This is a genomic window from Companilactobacillus versmoldensis DSM 14857 = KCTC 3814, assembly GCF_001434295.1.
Classification (GTDB): Bacteria; Bacillota; Bacilli; order Lactobacillales; family Lactobacillaceae; genus Companilactobacillus; species Companilactobacillus versmoldensis.
The window spans coordinates 20,911-43,455 of record NZ_AZFA01000018.1 but is presented as its reverse complement, the minus strand read 5'-3'; the positions used below and the strand labels follow the sequence as shown (position 1 = coordinate 43,455).

Below are 22,545 nucleotides of genomic sequence, written 5' to 3'. Positions count from 1 at the left end.
CGATTTGACTTAGAGCCAATATTTGACAGATTGATGTTCTTTGATTTGGGCCATTTATAAATTTTAAAGTGAGTTTTTTGATTATAGTTTCTTCAAACCTTTGCGTTGTTCCTCATCGATCATATGCGTGTATAAGCTAGTTGCTCCAGTAGAGTTTTGACCTAGCTGTGTCGCTACTAGCTGTTCATTTTTGGTAGCTAAGTACAGTTTTGATGCCAGGGTGTGACGCAATTTATGCGGTGTTATCCGAACTTTAAAAGCTGCTGAATACTTGGCAACCATTTTCTCTATCGAGCTCGATTGCATTCGTGAAGCTTTACCTCGATAAATGGTTAAAAATAGGGCTCGATCATTTGCTGATGGGTGATAAATAGCTGTTCTTTCGGAAACGTAAGCTTGGATATATGGCAACGTCCAAGGTGCAATATTGACAATATCTTTTTGACCGCCTTTTCGGATAACGCCAATCGTGCCTGTTTTTAAGTTTAATTGTCGTAAATCAGAATTGGCAGCTTCGGAAACACGCAATCCACTTCCCAAAAGAAGAGCATTTATTGCTAAATCACGTTTTTTATCACGAAGAAAATAGCGCTTCTGGCTGGTTGTTAGTTTAGTCTCGTATTTATCATCAATAAAGGATAAATATTCATGATCAGTGTCACCTAACATGAGTTTAGTTTTTAAATTAGCAGCTCTGGTAGCAAAGGTTTCGTTAGTTCTGACTAAGGTGATTTTGTGCATCACGTTACGATCAAAATAAGATTCGCCATTCTCATCTTCAGTATCTTCTGTTAAATATTTGAACAGTGAGGAGAGGGCATTCAAGGAACGATTGATGGTTGGATGAGTGCGACTTCCGCGAGACCCCGAGGATTTAGTCTGATTAAGTAGGGCAGACTTGTATAGTTCAACGGTTTCTTTTTTGAGATGTTCAAGAACTGTTAATGAAATATCATCTTGTTTGGGACCCGGAGTAATGCCTTCAGTAATTAGCCAATTAAAAAAGCGTCGAAACTCAGTTAAATATTGATACAAAGTGGCAGGAGATAACGGAATTGTAGATTTTGCTTGATAATATTCTTTAACGAACCAGGGTGCTTGAGCAAGTTCTTCATCAATGAGTTTTAAATAGTGCTGTCTTTCCATAAACAGGTCCTCCAAACAGACGTTCTTATACTAAAGCTTAGCATATTTGCTGAGAGAAGACGATTGTTTAACTAGAAGTGTAAAAAACCCTTGTTTAAATTAGACAAGAACTAATTCGACCATTTTGAACTCATCAACGATGTCCTTGGCAATGTTAAGGTGACTCAAGTTCATGCTACAATTAATAGTAAGACTTTACCCACGACTTAATTCGACTTTTTATAAGGTTGCTTGTGTGCATCTACTCGAACCAGGTTCAGAGTAATACCTAGCCCTATTAAGACGAGCAGTGCCATTCCGAGTGATTCAAAATGGTAAGCTGAAAGTAACCCGTTGTGTGAAAATAGCGTCGCAAGTGTTGCGAGTCCCATAACTCCACCAATTTGCAACATGATGTTGATAAGGCTTGAATCGATACCGGCCGCTGAGGGCTATAATCCAGTAACAGCTAAGGTTGTCACGGGACTTAAAATCCAGCCTTGGCCGTAGCCAATCAAAACCATCGGGAGGGCAACGGTTAACCAATAGTTACCACCGTGATGAATGCTCAATAAGCCCAGAAAGCCAATCAATCCAATCATCAGTCCCCATAAAAGTGGTTTCCGATTACCATCAAGGCGGGCTAAATGATCCACCTGGTGAGCCGACCAGAAATTAACTAATGTCATGGGTAAAAATGATGCTCCAACCAAAATCGGGCTCAGGTGGTATAACGTTTGGAGAATCCTAGGCGTGAAAAACCAGAAGCTAGTAATTGCCGCCGAATAAACGAATCGAATCAAGTAGGCCTGGGTGCGAGAGGCGTTGTTGAAAATAGCCACTGGAATTAAAGGTTGGGAGCTATTTATTTCGTGATAGGCAAAACCTCCTAGAAGTAATAGACCAATCAGTAAAGAAAGTAACCGATTGCCAAAGCCATTAATCCCGTTAATTAAGCCCACAATACCTAAAAACGAAAGGGCAACTCCCGACCAATCGACAGTGCGTCGTTGACGACTTGATGCTGGCAGGTAGCGATGTGTTAACCAAATTAAGCCAAGGGTAATGGGTAAATTAATGAAAAAGCCAGCGCGCCATGACCATAAAGTTGTAATCCCCGCACCGATAATAAGACCGAGACTAACACCGATACCAGACATTGCCCCATAAATGGTAATTGCGTGGTCCCGTTGAGAGCCTTGATAATTATCCATAATGATGGCTAAAGTGGCGGGTGCAATGATAGCGGCCCCAACTCCCTGGACAGCGCGGGCTAAAATGAGCATGGAGGTACTGGTTGCTAATCCCACGATCAATGAACTGATTCCGAAAATCAGGAGCCCAGTGATAAATATTGGTTTGCGTCCCCATAAGTCACCTAAGCGTCCACCCAGAAGAAGGAGACTGCCAAAGGTGAGGGCGTAAGCATTACTGATCCAAGTCGCTTGACTCGTCGTCATCGCAAAAGAACGGCCGATTTCATTGGAGCAGGTAAAGACAAGAGATGTGTCTACTAGAATAATGAAGTAGGCCAGTAGAAAAATTAACATGATAAAATCAAAGTGTTTCAAACGCATAGTTTAAATGCCAGCTTTCTTAACTAATAAGTACTCCCAGTTTAAAACAAGTGAAGTCGGTTGAGAAGAAAGCTTTTGTTAAGGCGAATTAAGGGATAGTTTATGGAGGAATAGCAATGATAGATATGATGAGTTTGACGATTTTTGAATTGGTCGTGGCCAACGGGAGTTTTACGCAAGCTGCTGCTCATGGTTATTTAACGCCCCCGGCCGTCAAACGACGAATTGAAGAGCTAGAAAAGCAGGTTGGGGTGACTCTATTTTTAAGGACCGCTCAGGGTGTGCAACTAACTGCAGCGGGAAAACTACTCCACCAACAGGCGCCAGCCCTGATTAATCATAGTGAAAGTCTACTGAAACAGGTTCAGCATTATGCGGGAAGTCAAGCTAAAGTGATTCGGATTGGAACGTCTGCGTTGAATCCTGCCAGTCGACAGTCTGATTTGTGGGCTGAAGTTAGTCGTCAGCTGCCAGATTATCGGTTTCAATTCATTCCATTGGAAACTCTGAATATGGGATTCCCTACGCTATACCAGCATTTGGGTGAACAGGTTGATCTATTAGTTGGTCCTTCAGGTTTTCAACAAACGCCCTCGCAAATTCATTTTTACCAGTTGTCTACATCTAAGTTGACCTTGACCATGTGCCAAACCGACGCTTTGGCTCGTCAGTCCGTGATTCAGCCAAATGATTTGGCCGGAACTAAATTAGCTTTAATTCCTCAATATGAATCAATTGCGATTGATCAGGTTTACGACTATCTGGCTCAAGCCCAGATTAAATTTAAGGCTGTGGTGGCTGATGCCCATTATACGATTGATACGTTTAATCGTGACATCTTACCAAATCAGCCTTTGTTGACACTTGATTGTTGGCCGGCAATTTTACCCGGGACAGTTACGCGACCGTTAAATATACCCGTTAGTGTTCCTTATGGCATCATGGCGCCACTAAAATTAACACCAGCTATGGTTAAACTAACAGACGTAGTACAGCAAATTATCAAAAATTAGAAAAACAAACCTAGAGACTTAAAAATAAATGAAATGAAAAAAGATAAGTGAACTGAACCCCATAAGTTGTAGTAATCCAAACTTATGAGGTTTTTTATGTTTTCAAAAGAAATTAAAATTAAAGCTGTTCTCGATTATCTCTCCGGAAAAAGCTTCACATATGTGAATCGAAAGTATGGTATCAAGGGATCTGCCACTATTTATCAATGGGTTCATTTATTCAAAGAATTTGGAGTTGAGGGACTTTATACTTATCCTTCAAAGACTTTCTATGATTATTCGTTTAAAATCAAAGTAATAACATGGCGAGTTAATCATAGAGCATCATATCCAGTAACCGCTAAGAGGTATAGGATCCGTAATCCTGCAACTATTTGGCAATGGGAACGAGAACTGGAGTCAGGTCGTCTAAAACCAAATGATAGGCGGTCTAGGAAAATGACTGATAAAAAACCACTTACAAGAGAAGAATTCAAAAAATTAGAGGAAGAGAATCGTCGTCTAAGGATACGGGTAGCTTACTTGGAAAAATTGCATGCCTTAACTCAGAAGAAGAAAAACTCTCAAATCAAGAGAAAGCACGATTAATAACTGAGTTAAGGCACGAACTCAATGAGTCTCTGGCAATCATATTAGAAGTCACAAATATGTCTAGCAGTAGTTATCACTATGCACAAAGCCACTCCTATAAGTCACATCCTGAAAAGCTGGTAAATGAAATCAGGATTATTAGGACGGAACATAAAGATTATGGCTATCGAAGTGTAACAATGGAACTTCATAACCGTGGAATTAAAGCTAATCATAAATTAGTTCTCAAGATAATGAATAAACATGGACTTCTTTGTCATGCATTTGATTGGAAAACTAGAAAATATAATTCTTATAACGGTAACGTTGGCAAGAGAGCCAAGAATAAGTTGAACCGAAGGTTCATCACTGATAGACCCTTTTAGAAGAGAACAACTGACGTCACTGAATTGTGCTGGGGAAATGGGACAATGTCGGAGAGAGCATATTTTACGGCTTTTATGGATATCTATAGTGGTGAAGATCATCAGTTGGAATATAAGTCTTCACCCAGATGTTAAATTTGTGACTGATACGTTGGATCTTCTGACCGCTAAATGTCCCGAAATGCCTTATCGTATGACGATACATTCTGATCAAGGATTCCAATATCAAAATTATGAATATGTATCACGACTAAAGAAAAATCGCATTATCCAAAGCATGAGCCGCAAAGCGACCTGCTTAGATAATGCGATGATGGAAAGCTTCTTTCATATCTTAAAAGTTGGAACAGTAAATAACAATGAGTATAAGTCATATGAGCACTTAAAGAATGAGGTCTCAAAATATATTTACTATTACAACAATAAACGTATAAAAACAAAATTGGTCGGAAAAACTCCGATAGAATGTCGAAATCTTTCCGACCAACTTGTGTCTTAAAACAAACTCCAATTAATGGGGTTCACTTCAAAGCTCATTTGGGCTTATCTTTTTTATAATCTTCGTGATAAATAAATTTATGGAGTTTTAGGTACTATTCACCAAACTTCTTTTCACTCTCGTTGTTTTTTGGATAATAGTAACGTTTGCCAGTAAAACCCTCAGGCATATAATTTTGAGAAGCAACTTGAAATGGTTGAGCAAAGGGACTCTCGAATAGTCCACCACCAGTGATTTCCTCAGAATGTTTATAGTGTGCATCTCGCAATCCTTTGGGCATTGGATGTAAATTAGGATGTTCGGTGTCTTTATCTAATTTTTCCCAAGTTTCATCAAATGATCCCGACTTAGGTGACAAGCACATCAACATTGTCGCAAACATCAGGGGATACTTAGCTTTAGGCATTCCAATTTTTTCGGCTTGATTTGCGGCGACGACTATTTGAGTGGCTTGTTGGGGATTGGCTAATCCAATATAAGTATAGGGGATTTCACGTAATCTTCGAACAACCGAAGGTAAGTCGTTATTTTTTAGAAGAACTGTTAGATAGTATAAAGCCGCATCGGTATCAGAGCCGGCCATTGAGTCAGAATAAGCGGATAAGTAATCATAGTGCTTGGTAGCTTTTTTATCGTAGCTGAAGTGTTGCTGCTTAGCAAAGCGCTTAACATCTTTGACGGTTATTTTGTCGGGGTTGATAGCATGCAGTGTTTCAAGAATGTTCAAGGCGATTCGCAGATCACCTCCAGAAGAGATAGCAATCAACTTTAAAGAATCAGTCTCAATCTGGTCTGGATTTAACTCAAAAACCTCATCAGTTGCTCGTTTCATAGTGGTCAAGATATCCTCGGTACTCAAAGGCTTGAATTCAAAAATCTGACATCTTGATCGAATGGCAGGAACAATCGACATTATAGGATTCTCAGTTGTTGATCCAATCAGCATAATATGACCGTTCTCTAAATATGGTAGTAGGAAGTCTTGAAGAGTTTTGTTCATTCGATGAATTTCATCGATCAGTAATACAAATGATTGGTAACGATAGAGTTCGATTGACTGTGTCAGTTGTGCTTTGTTATCGGTCGAAGCATTGAAGAAAACGAAAGGATATTTATATTTTTGAGCAATGATTCGTGCCAGACTAGTTTTCCCAGTTCCCGGCGGTCCCCAAAGTATCAAGGGAATATTGACTTTTTTATCAATGATCTGACGTAATGGTTGACCAGACTGTAATAGATCCTGTTGACCGACCATCTGTTCCAACTTTTCGGGTCTCATTTTATCTGCCAAAGGTGTTTTGAATGCCAATATAAAAAATCCTTTCTAATTATAATTATTTGTTTCAGATATAGAAATTGTAACCCAAAAACAATTGTTATGAAATTTGAGTAATTTAAACATGGTTGAAAGATAAGTATTTGTAATTATTTTAGTGCTAACATACAATAAAGATTATATTACTTAAAAGGAGGGCTTTCATATTGTTGTATTATCCATTATTCGAATGTGATGTACCTTCATACCGCTAATCAGTGGTGTGAATCCGCTGATTCCTTAAATGATTAAGTAAAAGCGGAGGTTTCATATTTTGAACAAAAATAAAATAATAGGTAGTATTTATTTAACATTAGCAGCTTGTATTTGGGGTGGAATGTTTGTCGTTGTCAAATCAGTTGTTGCTGAAGTTCCACCAGTTCAGTTAGTCTGGTTGCGATATCTCATTGGATCGATTGCCTTATTGATAATTGCATTAGTCGCAAAAATTCATTGGTATTGGGATAAAAGAAATTTATTGCTGATTTTTTTAATTGGATTGATTGGCAACACAATCTCTATCGTTGCACAAGAAGCGGGAACGATGTTTTCTTCAGCCCAATTGGGATCAGTTGTTACAACAGCAACGCCAGCATTTATGATAATATTCAGCTGGCCGTTATTGAAAATTAAACCAACAACAGGCAAATGGATTAGCCTATTTTTAGCTATTTTCGGTGTTATTTCGATTGTTGGTTTCCAATTTACAGGTAAAAATTTACTGCTAGGTGTAATTTTTTTACTGATTGCCGGTATTACCTGGGCATTGATGTCAGTATTGATTGAACTAGTAGATAAAAAATACAGTATCATTCAAGTAACTTTTTTAGGAACCCTAGTTGCTATCGTCTGTTTGACACCTATTATTTTCATGCAAAAAAGAATCTTATTAAATATAGCTTGGAGTAGTGTAAATATTTGGTTAAGCCTTTTGTACTTAGGAATAATTTCAACAGCAATTGCTTTTTTCCTTTGGAACAAGGGATTAGTCTTATTTCATGGTCCAACATCAGGATTATTTTTTCTGTTCCAACCAATCGTAGGAACGTTATTAGGATGGCTATTTTTAAGCGAATCAATCCAAGTAGGCTTTTTTATTGGTTTAGGATTGATTTTATTAAGTATAGTTGTTTCTATTAGAAATGAATGAGTTTAAAAAATAAAGCCAATCAACTCAACAAGAAATATGAGTTGATTGGCTTTTAATATTGTCTTTCTAAATTATATCTTCTGAATTAGACGATAATTAAAACTGTGTCATATACTAGTATTGATATATAAAAATATAGCTTATTTGACATGGCTTTTTACCAAATTGCTTAGACTGACTAACATTACCCACAATAGCACAGATTGTCAAAATTATAAGTCCGATGCCTAAAAGTGTAATTATTCAAATTCCATCGTATTCTAAAAAGTTCAATAAAACAATTATAATATTAAAAATCAACTGTTGACAATTGATCCTGTATTTTTTGAATTAATGTTTTTAATCTATTTTGGTTACGTTTCAAGAAACTAATGTAGAATGTTTGATTTGCTGATGAATCCATCAACGGTTTTAATACACGGTTATTAGGCAAATTTTTGCCCTAATTAGGATCGAGTTTTGTCAAATTAGTTGTAAAAAATGGCATACTAGAGAAACTAAGTAATTCCTTATACTCCGTTGATTCATTTTGATAAATAAATTTACCATCAGGAATTTGGGATTCATAAATATCCTTCCAAAACCCTATTTCTTGAGGACAAAGAAAGGTATTACCAGCTAAATCAGCAAATTTTAATGACTCAATTTTAGTTAAAGGATTTTCCTGCCTCAAATTAACAGCCATTCTTTCACTACCAATGAAAACTGAAATTATTTTATCTGACTTCAAAGATTTGTTTGTTAATAGACACGTAACTTGCTCTTCATTAAGAATTTTTTCAAAATCCTTTTGGACATGTTTGTTTTGTACGATGAGATTATCAAGGTTCAAGGAATGGATAACTATCAAGGGACCAGGAGCGTTAGCGCCGATAGTGATGCTCGATTGATTTTGTTCAAAAAGTTTTACTTTATCGGTAAATTTATAATTGTCATCAATGACTCTTTTGGCTTGTTGAACGGCATATTTACCAGTGTCAGTTAAATAAAGTCGATTAGGTTTACGATCAAATAATTGAACTCCCAATTCATCTTCAAGATTCTTAAGAGAATGTGTTAAGGCAGGTTGAGTAACACCTAATTGTTCAGCTGCCTTGGCAAGAGTGCCATATTCATCGAATTTTACTAATGCTTCCAATAAATAAAAATCAATCATGGTTGAACCTCCAGTATCAATTATATTTATACTAGCATTCAAAATAGTAAATTTTAAAGAGCCTAAATTCACTATATACTAACAATATTGATTGAGACATCTCGTCAAAATGTCAAAAACATAAAACTTATAAGACTGGAGACCACAATATGATTAAAGAGAAAGTAGTAGTGATTACAGGAGCATCAAGTGGTATTGGAGCTTCAACAGCAATGCTGCTAGCAAGTAAAGGTGCCAAATTAGTCTTAGGAGCACGTCGTGAAGATAAACTTCAACGAATCGTTAATAAAATCAAAGAAAATGGTGGGGAAGCAATTTATAAAACTACTGATGTTGTAAATCCTGATGATAATAAGTCCTTGGTTGAGGCTGCAAAAAAAGAATTTGGCAGAGTCGATGTAATTTTCTTAAACGCTGGCTTAATGCCAAGTTCAGAAATAGCAAAATTAAAAACTGATGAGTGGGATAGAACTGTCGATGTAAATATCAAGGGCGTCCTGAATGGAATTGCTGCAATTATGCCTACTTTTAAAGAACAAAATGGTGGTCAAATTGTTACCACTTCTTCAGTTGCTGGATTGAAACCATATCCTGGTGTTGGAGTTTACGGTGCTACTAAGCATGCTGTTCGTGATTTGATGGAAGTGTTGAGAATGGAATCTGCCCAAACTAACAGCAATATTCGTACGGCAACTATTTATCCGGCGGCTATCCATACTGAATTATTGAGTACAATCACAGATCCCGAAGCAGCTAAAGCAATGCAAGCAAATTATGATCAATATCAAATTGGACCTGATCGTGTTGCCAATGTGGTTGCTTTTGCAATCGATCAACCCGAAGATACAAATGTTAGTGAATTCACCGTTGGGCCAACAAATCAACCATGGTGATTAATTTTATTCAGTTCATCTATATTAACTTTTAAATTAATTCAAAAAAATAGTTCTCTGAGGATTTACAGATTGACGATTACAATCTGTTAGTTTATCAGAGGACTATTTTTATCGTTTCTTCTAATTATTATGCATTAAATTATCATCACCACGTCTTTAGTATTAATAATATTTATACTAGCATTCAAAATAGTAAATTTTCAAGAGTCTATTTTCACTCTATACTAACGATATTGATTAAGACATGACGTCGTCAAGCTATCAAAATAGAGTTTAAATATTTAATTCAATTAAATAGAAAATGAGGTCCTACATGAGAAATAAAAAATTATTAATTTTTGTATTAGCAATCGGTACTTTTAGTATTTTAAATACTGAGGTGGGCATTTTAGGAATTCTTCCTGTTATCAGTCAACGATTTGAGATATCGACTGCGACATCAGGATTGTTTGTCAGTATGTTTGCCTTGATAGTCGCAATATTTGGTTCAATCATGCCAGCTATTGTGCGGAAAATTAATCGAAGAAAGATCATGCTTGCCACTTTGTTACTGTTCATCGTTTCAAATGTTTTAGGTGGGTTGGTCACAAACTTTGGATTGGCATTATTCTTCAGATTACTACCAGCGGTATTGCATCCAGTCTACTGTTCGTTAGCATTTACAATTGCTGCCGAAATTTCAGATGCTGGTGAAGCTTCTAAATCAGTTTCTCGAGTAATGATTGGTGTTAGTGCTGGTAGAGTACTTGGAACTCCAATTACAACATTAATTGCCAACAACGTTTCATATTCAGCAGCAATGTATTTCTTTGCTTTAGTCAGTTTAGTTGCCTTTTTTTTGAATTACTTCCTATTACCAAAACAGGATACACAATCAGTTTCAGCTAGTGATAGCAGCGAAACTAGTATTAAAAAAGTATTAGTTAAAAGGTCACTCTGGGTATCGGGTGCTGGAACAATTTTAATTGGTAGTATTTTGTTTGTTGTTTACGGATATGTTTCAGATTTATTATCACAATTGAGTAATTTTTCTTCAACACAATTGAGTTTAGCATTATTTGTTTTTGGACTGATGAGTATCATCGGAAATCTGGTAGCCGGAAATATGCTATCACGGTCACCACGTAAACTAATTACAATTTATCCATTTTTAATGATTGTTGTTTATTTATTAATAATTTCATTATCACAATCAACCCTATTAATGTTTCCAGTCGTTCTCCTTTGGGGTATGATTTACGGAATTGGTAATAATGTTCAACAATATCTAATTTCAGCTGCAATTCCAGAAAGTTTGGATCTTGCAAATGGATTATTCATTTCATTAGGAAATATCGGAACTACTATCGGTACTAGTATTGGAGGAATTCTGTTGAGTACTAGTGGTTTGATGATGTTGCCAGTTGGTGGAATCGTCATGCTACTCGTAACTTTTGCAGTAATTTTAGTAAGAAATAAAATAGTTCACAGTGAATTGAATGAGATAGAAAATTAAATTACAAATGAGGAATATTATGAGTGAAAAAACATGGACAACTAAAGAGATTCAAAATTTTGCGAAGGCTGATGACTTCCAGGTCTCACCGTTTTATGCTGATGGAATAACTTACGGAACACCCACTTGGATTTGGTCAGTAGTAACAAATGGTAAATTATTTATTAGAGCTTGGAATGGCCAAAACTCAAGCTGGTATAATTCAGCAATTAAGCAAAAGGCTGGTCGAGTTTTTCTAGATGGATTAAATCATGAAGTAATCTTTAAAAAGCTTAATGATAATGAAGTCAACACGTTAGTTGATCAGGAGTACGAAAAGAAATACCAGGGTAGTGCTTATTTACCACCTATGGTTCAAGCTGGACCAAAAAGCTCTACCATAGAGGTAATCCCTAGATAGATGTTTAACATTTCACATTATTTGATCGGCATCTCAGTCAATGGGGGATATACGATTCAATAAAATTACTAGTATTTGTTAAACGAAGATTAGTTAATAAAATTAATTTCAAATTATGATAGATGAAACCAGAAGAGAAGAATTCGTTATGATCTTTAAAGATGGAAAAGGGCATGATGAAAAATAAGTAATTCCAACAATCTCGTTTGGATAATCAATTATGTTAATTGTAGAACGGAAAATCACTGGTATAATGCCTGTTATTTTCCGTTTTTTCTTTGTTAGTATATTGCTATAGAATTCGATAATTTATAAAATTCTATTATGATTACAAATATGTACTATTGTACTTTCATTAAAATATTCATTTTAATGAAAGTACTCATTAAGCAACCTAGGTTTTATCTTGATTTAAGTATTATCAATATCTCTAAAATCACTTAGTTTAGCTAATTTCGTTATATTGTTTCAGCAAACATATTCAGTTTTAGACATTTGACCATCTAAACCATCGTAAATGCTATTATATCAAGCTTTGCAGCTATTTATTTTTGAATTTCACACATTAATTTAACAAATCAACATATTCAAACATCAAATGATCGCTGATTTTCCAATTTACTCAACTAAATTCAACAAAATCTATCATATTTATGATGATCAGCTGTTTAAATTTGAATCGTAATCAATAAGAAATTTGCTATCGGCTAGTTTTGAATGTAATCCACGATAACTACATATTTAAATCTACATATCTAAACTTCAGCAAATATCTCAATTTGAGCGTTGATTCTAAGAACGCGTTCAAAATATTTACAGGTAGTTGATGGTCAAGCGACATCTGACAACGTGCTTAATTGAACAAATATTGCTGTACAGATTTAAACCTTAGGACTTATCAGCTGAAATGATTTTACTCAGCGGATACGGGGCCAATATTTGTCAGAACTTTTGATTGAAACTGCATTTAATGCAGATTCGTCAAAAAACGGTAAAAAACAAAAACAGGGGGTCTTTTTCTCTAAACCATCGTTTATATCTATCTAAGGTTACATAATACATATTATACGAAGTAATGGATTTTAAGAAAAAAGAGTACTTTCTGCTGTACTCTTTTAATAAACCTAGAAATGTTTTTCCCGTAGTTGTTTAATAAATTTTTCTACGTCATCACGATAACCAAATTTTTTGTTGTCTTTTTTTAAGGCTGGAATATCATGTGTGCTAGCTTGACCAGTATGTAGCATTTTGCCATATTGATCTAAGTACGGAAGATCATTGGCTTCAGCAATTTTTAATTCATCATCAATATTGTATCTTGCGCGTTTAAAGGACACGTTCGCATAACCAGATGAATCAATTTCCAAGATGGCATATTCTGCGCGTAAATCTTTGCTGAACTTTTTCCAGTCTGTATATGGATCACCAATCGAACCTGGATTAATGATCATTTGGTCAGTTGAACTGGTCCGCATCACTTGATGATGTGTATGACCATAAAATGCCATATCAATTGACTGATCATCAGTCAATTCATCAAAGTTGCCCTGGATCTCGTATGGCAGTAATTCGTGACCAAAGTTCTTAAATGGTAAATTATGGGATATTTGTAAATTTAAACCGTTGATTGTTTTACTTGTCACCGTCGGTGCATTCTTCAATCGGTCAAAATTTGTCTGAGTGATTGTTCTTGATAAGTATTCAACCATTTTTGCTACGTGAACATAGCCGTCGTTGTTCAAATCAAAATATTGTTCATCGTCTAACAACACCTTGATAACCAAATCGTCCCAGTTACCACGGATAAAGGCTGTTGTGTTTAAGTTATTCAATAAATCAAAGATCTCATTAACTCCTGGTCCAGGTGTTAATAGATCACCTAAAAACCAATATTCGGTGATATTTTCGCTTTGCAGCTCTTCTAGGACTGTCTTAAGGGCAGTGATATTGCCGTGAATATCTGAAAGTATAGCAATTTTGTGGTCCATTTTTCTCCCCCTAAGTACGTTCTTGTGTTTTTGTTAAGATGTTTTCGTAAAACATTTATTATCACATATAATAGCAGTTTAAAACAGATAACATATTTTACTTTAAGCTTGGTATTCTTTGATCTCGTGAATAAATTTATCACCATATCGCTCAAGCTTGGCATTCCCGACTCCAGAAACAGTTAAAAATTCTTGACTATTTTCCGGCCTGATCTGTGCCATATCACGTAATGTCCGGTCCGAGAAAATCACGAACGGCGGTACATCAGCGGCATGAGCTAAATCTAGACGTAAGGCTCGTAAGCGTTCGAAGAGTTTTTGATCATAATTGCCGTCATCCATGATCGGTTGTCTAGCATGAGTGATCTTGGTCTCACGACGTTTGACCTTTAATTCACTCTTCAGGACCATCAGACCTTTGTTAGTTAAACGCAAAGTTGGATATTGATCATCAGATGTTTGCAAATAATCATTAGCTGTTAAGAAATCAAGAAATTCTTCAATGAATTTCAAGGTCGTGTCGTGCATCAAACCAAAGGTACTCAATTCACCAAAATTATGCCAATCAGAAGCCACATCGGGTTTCCCTGCTAGGACACGAGCTACTAATTTCTTACCGTATTTTTGTCCCATCCGGACGACACAACTCAATGCTTGCTGTGTCTGGTAAGTGACGTCATGTTCTGGTCGTTCATCCAAACAATTTGAACAATGGCCACATGGTTCAGTTTTGGTCTCACCAAAATATTTGAGGATATAGTTCATTAAGCACAATTCAGTTTTGGCATACTGATTCATTTCTCGCAATTTTTCAGTCAAACTTTGCTTATAATCATCGTCAGCATCTGACTGCTCGATGAAGAAACGGTGCAATTGTAAGTCAGCCGGCGAATAGAGCAAAATTGCTTCAGACGGCAAGCCATCACGCCCTGCCCGACCTACTTCTTGATAATAGCTTTCGATCGTGCCTGGGATCGAATAATGAATCACGAAGCGGACGTTGGTCTTATTGATACCCATACCAAAAGCGTTAGTGGCGACCATGACATCAATTTCGTCAAATAGGAAATCTTCTTGCATTTGATGACGAACGTCATCATCCAAGCCAGCATGATATTTACCGACTTTGATGCCTTTTTCTTTCAATTGATCGTAGATCTTTTCAACATCTTTTCGCTTACCGGCATAGATGATGCCTGATTCACCTGGATGAGATTGAACGTATTCTAATAAATAACGTGGTTTATTGACACCTCGTTCGATTTTTAGGGCCAAATTGGTCCGCTCGAAGCCTGTCTTAATGACATCCTCATCCTTGATATTCAAAATACTAGTCAGATCCTCTTGGACACGGTTAGTAGCAGTAGCTGTCAGAGCTAGGACTGGGGGATCATTCGGCAATTGATTCAAAGGTTCGATGATGTTCAAATAACTTGGGCGAAAATCATGTCCCCAAGAAGATAAAACATGGGCTTCATCGACCGCGATCAGATCGATCGGCAGATGTGTCAGCCAGTTATAAAACTCAGGGTTCTCAATGCGTTCGGGAGCTACATACAATAGTTTGACTGCGCCGGATTCGATATACTGCATCCGCTCATTAGCTTCAACATAATTCAAGGTACTGTTGATAAAGGTCGCTGGGATATTCATTTCATTCAATCCATCGACTTGGTCTTTCATCAAAGAAATCAGTGGTGATACGACTAAGGTCAACCCAGAAAACATCAATGCTGGTATTTGATAGCAAACTGACTTCCCTCCACCAGTTGGCATGATCCCTAGTGTTCTCTTATGATCCAGGACTTTATTGATGATATCCAACTGACCCGGACGAAATTCATCGTATCCAAATGTCTGTTTTAAAATTTCATTAGGACTAATAATTTTGAAAACTCCCTTAAATATACTTCTTCTATTAGAATATCATTGTCCAAGAATATCGTCATCAAAAGTAAACTCATTCTTGAACCGATAACTATAATTACGCAACTTTTCAGTTGAAAACTGTCGACTCGAATTCCTTTATTATAAGATTAATCTGAATTGATTGAAATAGAACCATCGATTGTAAGTGATTACAGAACGAGACATTTTTATTAGCTTTTCTCTAATATTATTGACATTTCATTAAAAAGGTCGATTATTATGATTACGTTCTATAATATATTTTGTTTTATGAGGTGTGTGTTATGAGTAAAATCGCAATCATTGGATTAGGCCATGTGGGGAGCACAACAGCCTATACCCTAGTAAGCCGTGATCTGGTCGATCAATTGGTGTTGTTCGATAAAGATGAGAAGATCGTTACGGCCCAATACAAGGACTTGAAGGATGGACAAGTGGGATTAAACTCTCACTTAGAGATCATCAAACCTTCCCTTCAAGAGCTGAAGGATACCGATATAATCATTTTTTCAGCTGGTAAGATCTCGGTCCAACAAGGTAGCGGCAATCGTTTTGATGAATTGAACTATACAAAAAAGGTTGCCGACGAATGGGGTCCTAAAATCAAGCAGTCTGGCTTCAATGGTATCTTGATCAATATCACCAATCCATGCGATGTTATCGCCCGTCTCTTGCAAGAGTTATCTGAATTACCTAGAAATCACGTCTTTGGTACTGGGACATCCCTTGATACAGCTAGGATGAAACAGGCCGTCAGTGATAAATTAGGCGTCCATGCCAATAGTGTCCATGGTTGCGTCCTTGGTGAACATGGTATGACGCAATTCGTTCCTTGGACATCAGTCCGGATCGAAAATACTAGCTTGAGTCAACGTTTGACTGATGAAGAACAAGACTCACTCGAACATCAAGCCAAACAAAACGGGATGGATATCTTCTTTGGCAAAGGTTTCACCAGCTATGGCATCGCTAATCAAGCGGCCTTGATCGTTCAGACGGTCTTAAGCGACAGCAAGAAGATCATGCCTGTTTCTGTTTACAATCCAGATGAAGCGATCTACATCGGAGAGCCTGCTTTGATCGGTTCCGATGGAGTCGAGAAAATCTTCCCATTAGACCTGACTGACCAAGAGAGCCACAAATGGGATAAATCAGTTCAAAGCATCAAAGAAATGTACGCCGCCATTTAAAAAAATTACCTCACAATGTTATTGAACATCTGTGAGGTTTTTTATCGTGTAATTTGCTGAATAGTCATAAGTCCGCTAATCTAGTAGTATCTAATAACTAATAAGGACTACTTACGACAAAAATACCATATATCCCTGGATTTAATGCATATTTGAAAACTCGCGCTATCTCTTCAAGAGCTCATACTGAATATCTCAATAGTCTGCATGATTTCTTTGACTACCTAGTGGTTAAACATCCCTCTTATAAAGCAACGGAAGATCTAACGACCATCCATGAACAGGACTTACGGATCTACAAGGACTATTTGATGACGACCTTAAAACTTAGTCCATCAACTATCAATAAGATCCTGAGTAATCTCAATATTTACTTCAAGTATCTATTTGCGAACAAGAAGATCAAAGAGATACCGACACTTAATATCACTAGCCTAAAAGTCCCGACTCAGGAAGATTTTCCAGTCGATGTCTTCTTAGACTTACCAAGGTATCTAAACGATATCTCTTTACATGTCTATCCACGCTTGTTGATCTTAGCAATTTCGAAAGGATTCACTTATCAGCGAGCCTTGGCTGAAGGCTTTTATCAAATCTTCCAAAAATTAGCCTTTTCAGACCCTGAGACGAGTTTTTTATCTGAGTATGATGACTTTATCGAGCCTTATCGAAATTACTGGCACAACCAAAATCTGTTCCTTTCACGTAACAAAGGAGCTAAGTCTCCTCTACTGAGCACTTCTGCTTTACATCGTGATATCAAAAAGGACAGTGACAAAACCAATTTGGATCTGACTCCCAAAAAGCTCTATACGACCTTTATCTTATTGTTACTAAGCGAAAAAGAACCTAATGATGAGCAATTGAAGATCATCGAGCACTTAGATACCTCATCACTACTTTATTATCGTCGACTATTGCGGGAAAGCGATTTTGAAAATATCTAAAGATTCCTGAATTGTAACAGTAATTTGATAACATTTGAATTATAATATTTATATTCAGATACAAAGGAGCTCGCCTCAATGTTTAAAAACAAACTTTTCACCCGCATCATCTTGAGTGCAACGATCTCTGTCTTGTCACTCAGTGCCATCACACTGACTAATGTCAATGCTGCTACGACAAGTCAGGATAATACCGGAACTTATCAAATGTTCCCGACAGAATACGCTGACCAATACTTAGATGGTCTCACGACAGATATCACCATCCCTAGTTATGACTTACCTTCAGAGACAGATGGTTATTGGCGTAACTATGACCAGTTCTTAGCTGGCGATATGACGACTTGGCTCGGACAAACTAATCTTAACTACGCCAAGTCTGCTCGTAACAATACCTTAGTCAAGAGCTTCCTTTATCGTCTCAGCCCAGCTGATGATGATTTTAGCAATTTTGCGACTAACGTAGTACCAGATTTGAAGAAAAATGGCGGTACAGCTAATCTTAAACTTCAAGTGCTGAATAACTATAACAGTGGACAGGTCTTACGCGAACAACCGATGACAGTCCATGTTCCCAAACCTATGAGTGAGTTAGACGTTAACTTTCAAGATACCATCAAAATAAAGTCGACTTCCTTAGCTGATATTTTTAAAAACACTTATTTGATCCCAAATTTCACGATCACTGACAAAGATAATGGTAAGACTTATCAAGCTACCAAGATAAGTCCTGTCAATAACGTCTATTTAGACGGTAAAAAAGTTGCATTGAGTGATTTACCAAAGACTTTAAAGGCTGGTACGTATACACAAAGTATCTTCTTCACCGTTGATGGTATGAGTCAGGCACAATTGAGTCAACTTTCTGCCAATAGCCGGATCGTGGGTAATGGTGGAACTGATTCGATCCGTTACTCTAATGGCCAATTGATTGCTGCACGAACCGTAGTCATTTTATAATCAAATGATTTTATTGCCTTGAAATCCCAATTCATATCTCAAATGGATCGGGGTTTTTTGCTAGAAAGATGTGTAAAAATGAAAAATATTGCAGTTTATTGCGGAGCTTCATCCGGTAACAAGGCTATCTATACTGAGGCAGCCGAAAAACTTGGCCACTGGATAGTCGCTCATCACTATGGTTTGACTTATGGCGGCGGCAAATTTGGACTGATGGGCACCATCTCTGATACCGTCTTGAATGACCATGGATATGTACATGGTGTTATCACTAAAGACATGGTCAATCGTGAATTGACTCATAAGAAAATCGATCAGGTGGATATAGTTGATTCGATCGATCAACGAAAGGAATTGATGTTAAAAAACTCGATTGCTAGCATCGCGTTGCCTGGAGGTCCCGGGACCTTGGAAGAAATGGCCGATGCCTTTTCTTGGACCAGAATTGGCAAAAATCCTGATCCCTGCATCTTTTATAATGTCAATCATTACTACGACCCACTGAAAGCTATGTTCAATCAGATGACCAATGAGGGTTTCTTAGAAGAAAAATCCAAAAATACTTTACTGTTCACTGATTCATTATCAGTCATAGATAAATATATCAATAATTACGTAACACCAAAAAAGCGTCAATATAAAAATAAATAAATAAGTCTTCTGTTTCACATCTTATAGTGATGGACTTATGATGAAAATGTCAGATAGGTATTGGTGATTTCCCTATTTGACACTCCTTCGATTTCTGCTTTAACAAATGTTAGACTCATCACTAACATTTAAAGCTGAGATCCCCCACATTATTGGATAGAAGTATGAAAGGAAATGGGTTTTAACTTGTTTCTGAGTAATTACGAAGGTCATAGAGCTGCCGATGCAGAACTATGACCTTTTTTGTGCAAAAAAAAAGACATCGACTGATGTCTTTAAAATTATTTAATGAAGGCAGTAATGATACCAGCAATAACAACTAATGCTAGTCCCGCTAGAACTGCGATCATTTCTTTGTGTGTTTTCTTTTCGTGAAGCACATAAATTCCACCTAATGTTGCTAAGATAACATTCATTTGTGAAAGTGTGAAACCAGTTGCCAATCCGTTAACGGATGGACGTGCTGAGATCAAATATGTTAAAGCAGCAAATGCAAAGAACAAACCAGCAATGATGTTCGTGTATGAGCTCTTTGTCCGGTAAGGTCTTGATTGACGATTCTTCTTAGTAGCTAAAGCAAAGATAGTAGCTGTGACAGCCATACCTAAAGCTTGTGGCAAGAAAGCTTCGAATCCTGTAGCCTTTGGAACAGCTTGTGGGAAAGCTGAGTATGCTAAGTAACCGATTTCAGCACAGGCCACTAAAAGTACACCTTTGAAAGCTTTTGATCCACCGGCTGTTTTGGTCTTGTTTTCAGTATAAGTTGTGAAGTACACACCAATGATGATCAATAGGATCGCAAAGAATCCGATGAATTTTGACGATGTCTTACTCCATTCGCCTAATACCAAGACACCCCACAGTGAGGCTCCGATCAACTGGGCTCCGGTTGAAATAGGCATCGTTCTGGAAACTCCCATTTCAGTAAAGGCATAGAAAACTAGGATTTGACCAGCTGCCCAACCAATACCAGATAAGAAAGTGAACAAGAACTCTTTGCCACCGATCATCGGTGTACGCATGAATAATGCCACTACAATTGCACCAATCAGAGTACCATAGGTTGCTCCAATGATTTGGTTAACTGGCTTACCGCCAAAATAACCAGTAAGGACTGGGAAGACACCCCAACCAATCATCGGACACAGTCCGATCAAAATGTTCGTAATACTCATTGTATATCCCCTTTGTTTAAAAAAGTAACTTAAACATCAAAACTGCTGGAGTCTAAAAACCTCCAGCAGCTTTCATGATATACAAGATTATACTAGACGAAACAACCGTTTTCAATGTAAACGTTTCAGTTTAAGTAAATTTTTTTGATTAATTTACTTATATTTACTAAAACTCTCCATTCAATGGTGGAACGATTTGTTTCTTACGTGAGACAACACCAGGTAAGCTAGCTTTATTGTCGCTGACCTTAGTGTTCAAAGCCTTTTCAAATGTTGAAACAGCATTATCATCGCCAATGATGACACCTGTGGTATCACTAGTCATGATGTTAGTAATCAACAAGACGAACAAGTTATAATTGTTTTCTTGGTTTTCTTTCTTAATGTCACTGACAAATTCTGCTTCACGTTCCAAAGTATGGTCAACATCAACTGTGTTAACTTGAGCGATACGAACATTATTGCCATTCATTTCGAAACTCTTGGCATCCATATCGATCAACTCTTGAGTTGATTTATCATCCAAGTCTGTACCAGCTTTGAGCATTTCCATACCGTATGCTTCATAGTCGATACCAGCAGTCTTAGCCAAGCTCTTCAATGCATCTTCATCTTTTGAAGTAGATGTAGGTGATTTCAATAACAATGTATCAGAAATAATAGCTGAGGCCATCAATCCAGCAATTTTTGCAGGGATCTCAACATCCTGTTCGTTGTACATTTCCCAAAGGATAGTACTTGTACAACCGATTGGTTCTGCACGGTAGTATAAAGGAAGAGCTGTCTCGAAATTAGCGATCCGATGATGATCGACAACATGTGTTACTTCAACATTGTCGATATCATCAAAACTTTGTTGTTTTTCATTGTGATCGACCAACATAACTTTTTTAGCATCGCCGTTCACAGCAGTCGTGATCCGAGGGTATTTGTAGTCAAACTTGTTGAAAACAAATTTAGTTTCCTTATTTGGTTCTCCTTGTGCTACGGCTTCAGTATTCATACCTGTTTGGTTTTGCAAGTAAGAATAAGAGATAGCTGCGACTACAGCATCTGTATCGGGATTCTTATGTCCTACAACTAATTGTTTTTCTTCTGTCATTGATTCAATTCTCCTTCTTGGTAATTAAGATCTTAAACGATCGGTATAGCTAGTTTTTTGTAAGAAACTGTCCCATTCGTTGAAAAATTCTTTGATCCGAGGGATCTTGTCTTTGTCATCACGGTAAACAAAAGTCAATTCACTCGAAATTGCTGGCTCTAAAACAGTCGTGTACGACTTAACAAGACGTTCGTTAGCAATACAGAAACTCAATGGTAAACCAGCATAAATATCGTCTGATTCTTGAACAAATTTCAAGATCTGATATGGCGATGAGAATCTTGCCACGATCTTAGGCACATCAACTAAGGAATTCTTAAATTTCTCGATCAATAGATCTGTGAAGTAATATCCCCGCAAATAGGTTGCCCAAGGTTGAACAGTTGCTTCTTTGTAAGTAGCCTTACCTTTCTTAAAAATCTTCTCATTATTGTGAACTAACATTATCGTATCATTAATAATCTTCTTTGACTTATATGATTTCCAATTTTTAATAGTATTGTCGGGTAAATACATCACGGCAATATCGATCTTATTGTTTTGGATCTCATCCCAAATTTCTCTTCTGGTCAGTAAAATTAAGTCGATCTCGATATTAGGGTTGATCCGATTGAATTCAACGATGAAATCTTCAAGAACTTTCGTTTCGACCGCAGCTAAAATACCGATACTGATCGTCCCAGAACTTTCAGAAGATTTCTGTTGGATCTGGTCAGTTACCGTATTGATCACATTAAAAATATCTTGTGTTGCACTCAATAACAGCGTTCCGGCATCGGTCAGATAGATCTTTTTGCCGACACTGTAAAATAGTGGTGCACCCACGACCTTCTCAATCTTCTTTATTTGTTGAGTCAAAGCAGGCTGAGTGATACCTAAAGACTGTGCAGTTTTGGTATAACTCATATTTTTTGATAATTCATCAAAATAATTTAAAGCCTTTGAACTAAATACTCTTCGTGCATCTTCATCTAACAAAGAATTCACTCCCCCTCAACCAATCAATTCATATCTATGTTTCAAAGTAATCATACTATATATA

General features: G+C 37.0%; 21 protein-coding genes. 12 read left to right on the top strand and 9 right to left on the bottom strand.

Features of this window, described 5'->3' with window-relative positions; translation table 11 throughout:
- Nucleotides 1-81 precede the first annotated feature (81 nt).
- Entirely contained in the window at nucleotides 82-1,146 is a 1,065-nt protein-coding gene (gene xerS / locus FC27_RS08990; RefSeq protein WP_010623503.1) for a tyrosine recombinase XerS, read from the bottom strand.
- Between the two features lie 431 nt (nucleotides 1,147-1,577).
- Entirely contained in the window at nucleotides 1,578-2,702 is a 1,125-nt protein-coding gene (locus FC27_RS08985) for an MFS transporter (RefSeq protein ID WP_010623502.1), read from the bottom strand.
- 116 nt (nucleotides 2,703-2,818) lie between these two features.
- On the opposite strand from FC27_RS08985, the gene FC27_RS08980 reads away from it, so the two are divergent.
- The 4 genes from FC27_RS08980 to FC27_RS12245 all read left to right on the top strand — a co-directional run bounded on the left by FC27_RS08980 (nucleotide 2,819) and on the right by FC27_RS12245 (nucleotide 5,170).
- Nucleotides 2,819-3,715: a LysR family transcriptional regulator gene (locus tag FC27_RS08980; RefSeq protein WP_010623501.1), complete on the top strand. Its 897-nt coding sequence runs from the start codon at nucleotides 2,819-2,821 to the stop codon at nucleotides 3,713-3,715.
- Nucleotides 3,716-3,811: 96 nt separating this feature from the next.
- A complete protein-coding gene (locus FC27_RS08975; protein ID WP_010623500.1) occupies nucleotides 3,812-4,303 on the top strand; it encodes a helix-turn-helix domain-containing protein in 492 nt (163 codons plus the stop codon).
- Nucleotides 4,304-4,362: 59 nt separating this feature from the next.
- Nucleotides 4,363-4,671, top strand: a complete 309-nt coding sequence (locus tag FC27_RS08970; RefSeq protein ID WP_010623499.1) for an IS3 family transposase — start codon at nucleotides 4,363-4,365, stop codon at nucleotides 4,669-4,671.
- Between the two features lie 37 nt (nucleotides 4,672-4,708).
- Nucleotides 4,709-5,170: an IS3 family transposase gene (locus FC27_RS12245; RefSeq protein ID WP_010623498.1), complete on the top strand. Its 462-nt coding sequence runs from the start codon at nucleotides 4,709-4,711 to the stop codon at nucleotides 5,168-5,170.
- A 94-nt stretch (nucleotides 5,171-5,264) separates the two neighbouring features.
- Here the strand turns inward: FC27_RS12245 and FC27_RS08960 are convergent, their stop codons facing one another.
- Nucleotides 5,265-6,479, bottom strand: coding sequence for a replication-associated recombination protein A (locus tag FC27_RS08960; RefSeq protein WP_010623497.1), 1,215 nt, complete (start codon nucleotides 6,477-6,479; stop codon nucleotides 5,265-5,267).
- Between the two features lie 280 nt (nucleotides 6,480-6,759).
- Here FC27_RS08960 and FC27_RS08955 point away from each other — a divergent pair, with 280 nt between their 5' ends.
- Nucleotides 6,760-7,635, top strand: coding sequence for a DMT family transporter (locus FC27_RS08955; protein ID WP_010623496.1), 876 nt, complete (start codon nucleotides 6,760-6,762; stop codon nucleotides 7,633-7,635).
- Nucleotides 7,636-8,077: 442 nt separating this feature from the next.
- Here FC27_RS08955 and FC27_RS08950 read toward each other — a convergent pair whose 3' ends face one another.
- The gene (locus FC27_RS08950) at nucleotides 8,078-8,791 is read right to left on the bottom strand and encodes a LysR family transcriptional regulator (RefSeq protein WP_010623495.1); all 714 of its coding nucleotides are present in this window, start codon (nucleotides 8,789-8,791) and stop codon (nucleotides 8,078-8,080) included.
- A 149-nt stretch (nucleotides 8,792-8,940) separates the two neighbouring features.
- Between FC27_RS08950 and FC27_RS08945 the strand changes: the two genes are divergently transcribed.
- The 3 genes from FC27_RS08945 (at nucleotide 8,941) to FC27_RS08935 (ending at nucleotide 11,582) form a co-directional block, all read left to right on the top strand.
- Nucleotides 8,941-9,684, top strand: coding sequence for an SDR family oxidoreductase (locus FC27_RS08945; RefSeq protein ID WP_010623494.1), 744 nt, complete (start codon nucleotides 8,941-8,943; stop codon nucleotides 9,682-9,684).
- Nucleotides 9,685-10,000: 316 nt separating this feature from the next.
- The gene (locus tag FC27_RS08940; RefSeq protein ID WP_010623493.1) at nucleotides 10,001-11,182 is read left to right on the top strand and encodes an MFS transporter; all 1,182 of its coding nucleotides are present in this window, start codon (nucleotides 10,001-10,003) and stop codon (nucleotides 11,180-11,182) included.
- Nucleotides 11,183-11,201: 19 nt separating this feature from the next.
- Nucleotides 11,202-11,582 carry a DUF2255 family protein gene (locus FC27_RS08935; RefSeq protein WP_010623492.1) on the top strand — a complete coding sequence of 127 codons (381 nt, stop codon included), beginning with the start codon at nucleotides 11,202-11,204 and terminating at the stop codon, nucleotides 11,580-11,582.
- Nucleotides 11,583-12,706: 1,124 nt separating this feature from the next.
- Here FC27_RS08935 and FC27_RS08930 read toward each other — a convergent pair.
- Complete coding sequence (locus FC27_RS08930) at nucleotides 12,707-13,570, bottom strand: metallophosphoesterase family protein (protein ID WP_010623491.1); 864 nt, start codon at nucleotides 13,568-13,570, stop codon at nucleotides 12,707-12,709.
- Nucleotides 13,571-13,672: 102 nt separating this feature from the next.
- The gene (gene recQ / locus FC27_RS08925) at nucleotides 13,673-15,457 is read right to left on the bottom strand and encodes a DNA helicase RecQ (RefSeq protein ID WP_029508090.1); all 1,785 of its coding nucleotides are present in this window, start codon (nucleotides 15,455-15,457) and stop codon (nucleotides 13,673-13,675) included.
- A 305-nt stretch (nucleotides 15,458-15,762) separates the two neighbouring features.
- Here recQ and FC27_RS08920 point away from each other — a divergent pair, with 305 nt between their 5' ends.
- The 4 genes from FC27_RS08920 (at nucleotide 15,763) to FC27_RS08905 (ending at nucleotide 19,226) form a co-directional block, all read left to right on the top strand.
- Nucleotides 15,763-16,668, top strand: coding sequence for a lactate/malate family dehydrogenase (locus FC27_RS08920; RefSeq protein ID WP_010623489.1), 906 nt, complete (start codon nucleotides 15,763-15,765; stop codon nucleotides 16,666-16,668).
- Between the two features lie 122 nt (nucleotides 16,669-16,790).
- Nucleotides 16,791-17,615: a phage integrase N-terminal SAM-like domain-containing protein gene (locus FC27_RS08915; protein ID WP_155802054.1), complete on the top strand. Its 825-nt coding sequence runs from the start codon at nucleotides 16,791-16,793 to the stop codon at nucleotides 17,613-17,615.
- Between the two features lie 78 nt (nucleotides 17,616-17,693).
- On the top strand, nucleotides 17,694-18,575 hold the full coding sequence (locus tag FC27_RS08910) for a hypothetical protein (RefSeq protein WP_010623487.1): 882 nt from the start codon (nucleotides 17,694-17,696) through the stop codon (nucleotides 18,573-18,575).
- Nucleotides 18,576-18,653: 78 nt separating this feature from the next.
- Nucleotides 18,654-19,226, top strand: coding sequence for an LOG family protein (locus tag FC27_RS08905; protein WP_010623486.1), 573 nt, complete (start codon nucleotides 18,654-18,656; stop codon nucleotides 19,224-19,226).
- Between the two features lie 281 nt (nucleotides 19,227-19,507).
- Here the strand turns inward: FC27_RS08905 and rbsU are convergent, their stop codons facing one another.
- From rbsU to FC27_RS08890, 3 genes are all read right to left on the bottom strand, one after another.
- Complete coding sequence (gene rbsU, locus FC27_RS08900) at nucleotides 19,508-20,401, bottom strand: ribose/proton symporter RbsU (RefSeq protein ID WP_010623485.1); 894 nt, start codon at nucleotides 20,399-20,401, stop codon at nucleotides 19,508-19,510.
- Nucleotides 20,402-20,567: 166 nt separating this feature from the next.
- Nucleotides 20,568-21,503 (bottom strand): manganese-dependent inorganic pyrophosphatase, encoded by a 936-nt coding sequence (locus tag FC27_RS08895; protein ID WP_010623484.1) that lies wholly within the window; start codon nucleotides 21,501-21,503, stop codon nucleotides 20,568-20,570.
- Nucleotides 21,504-21,527: 24 nt separating this feature from the next.
- Nucleotides 21,528-22,481: a LysR family transcriptional regulator gene (locus tag FC27_RS08890; RefSeq protein WP_010623483.1), complete on the bottom strand. Its 954-nt coding sequence runs from the start codon at nucleotides 22,479-22,481 to the stop codon at nucleotides 21,528-21,530.
- Nucleotides 22,482-22,545 lie beyond the last annotated feature (64 nt).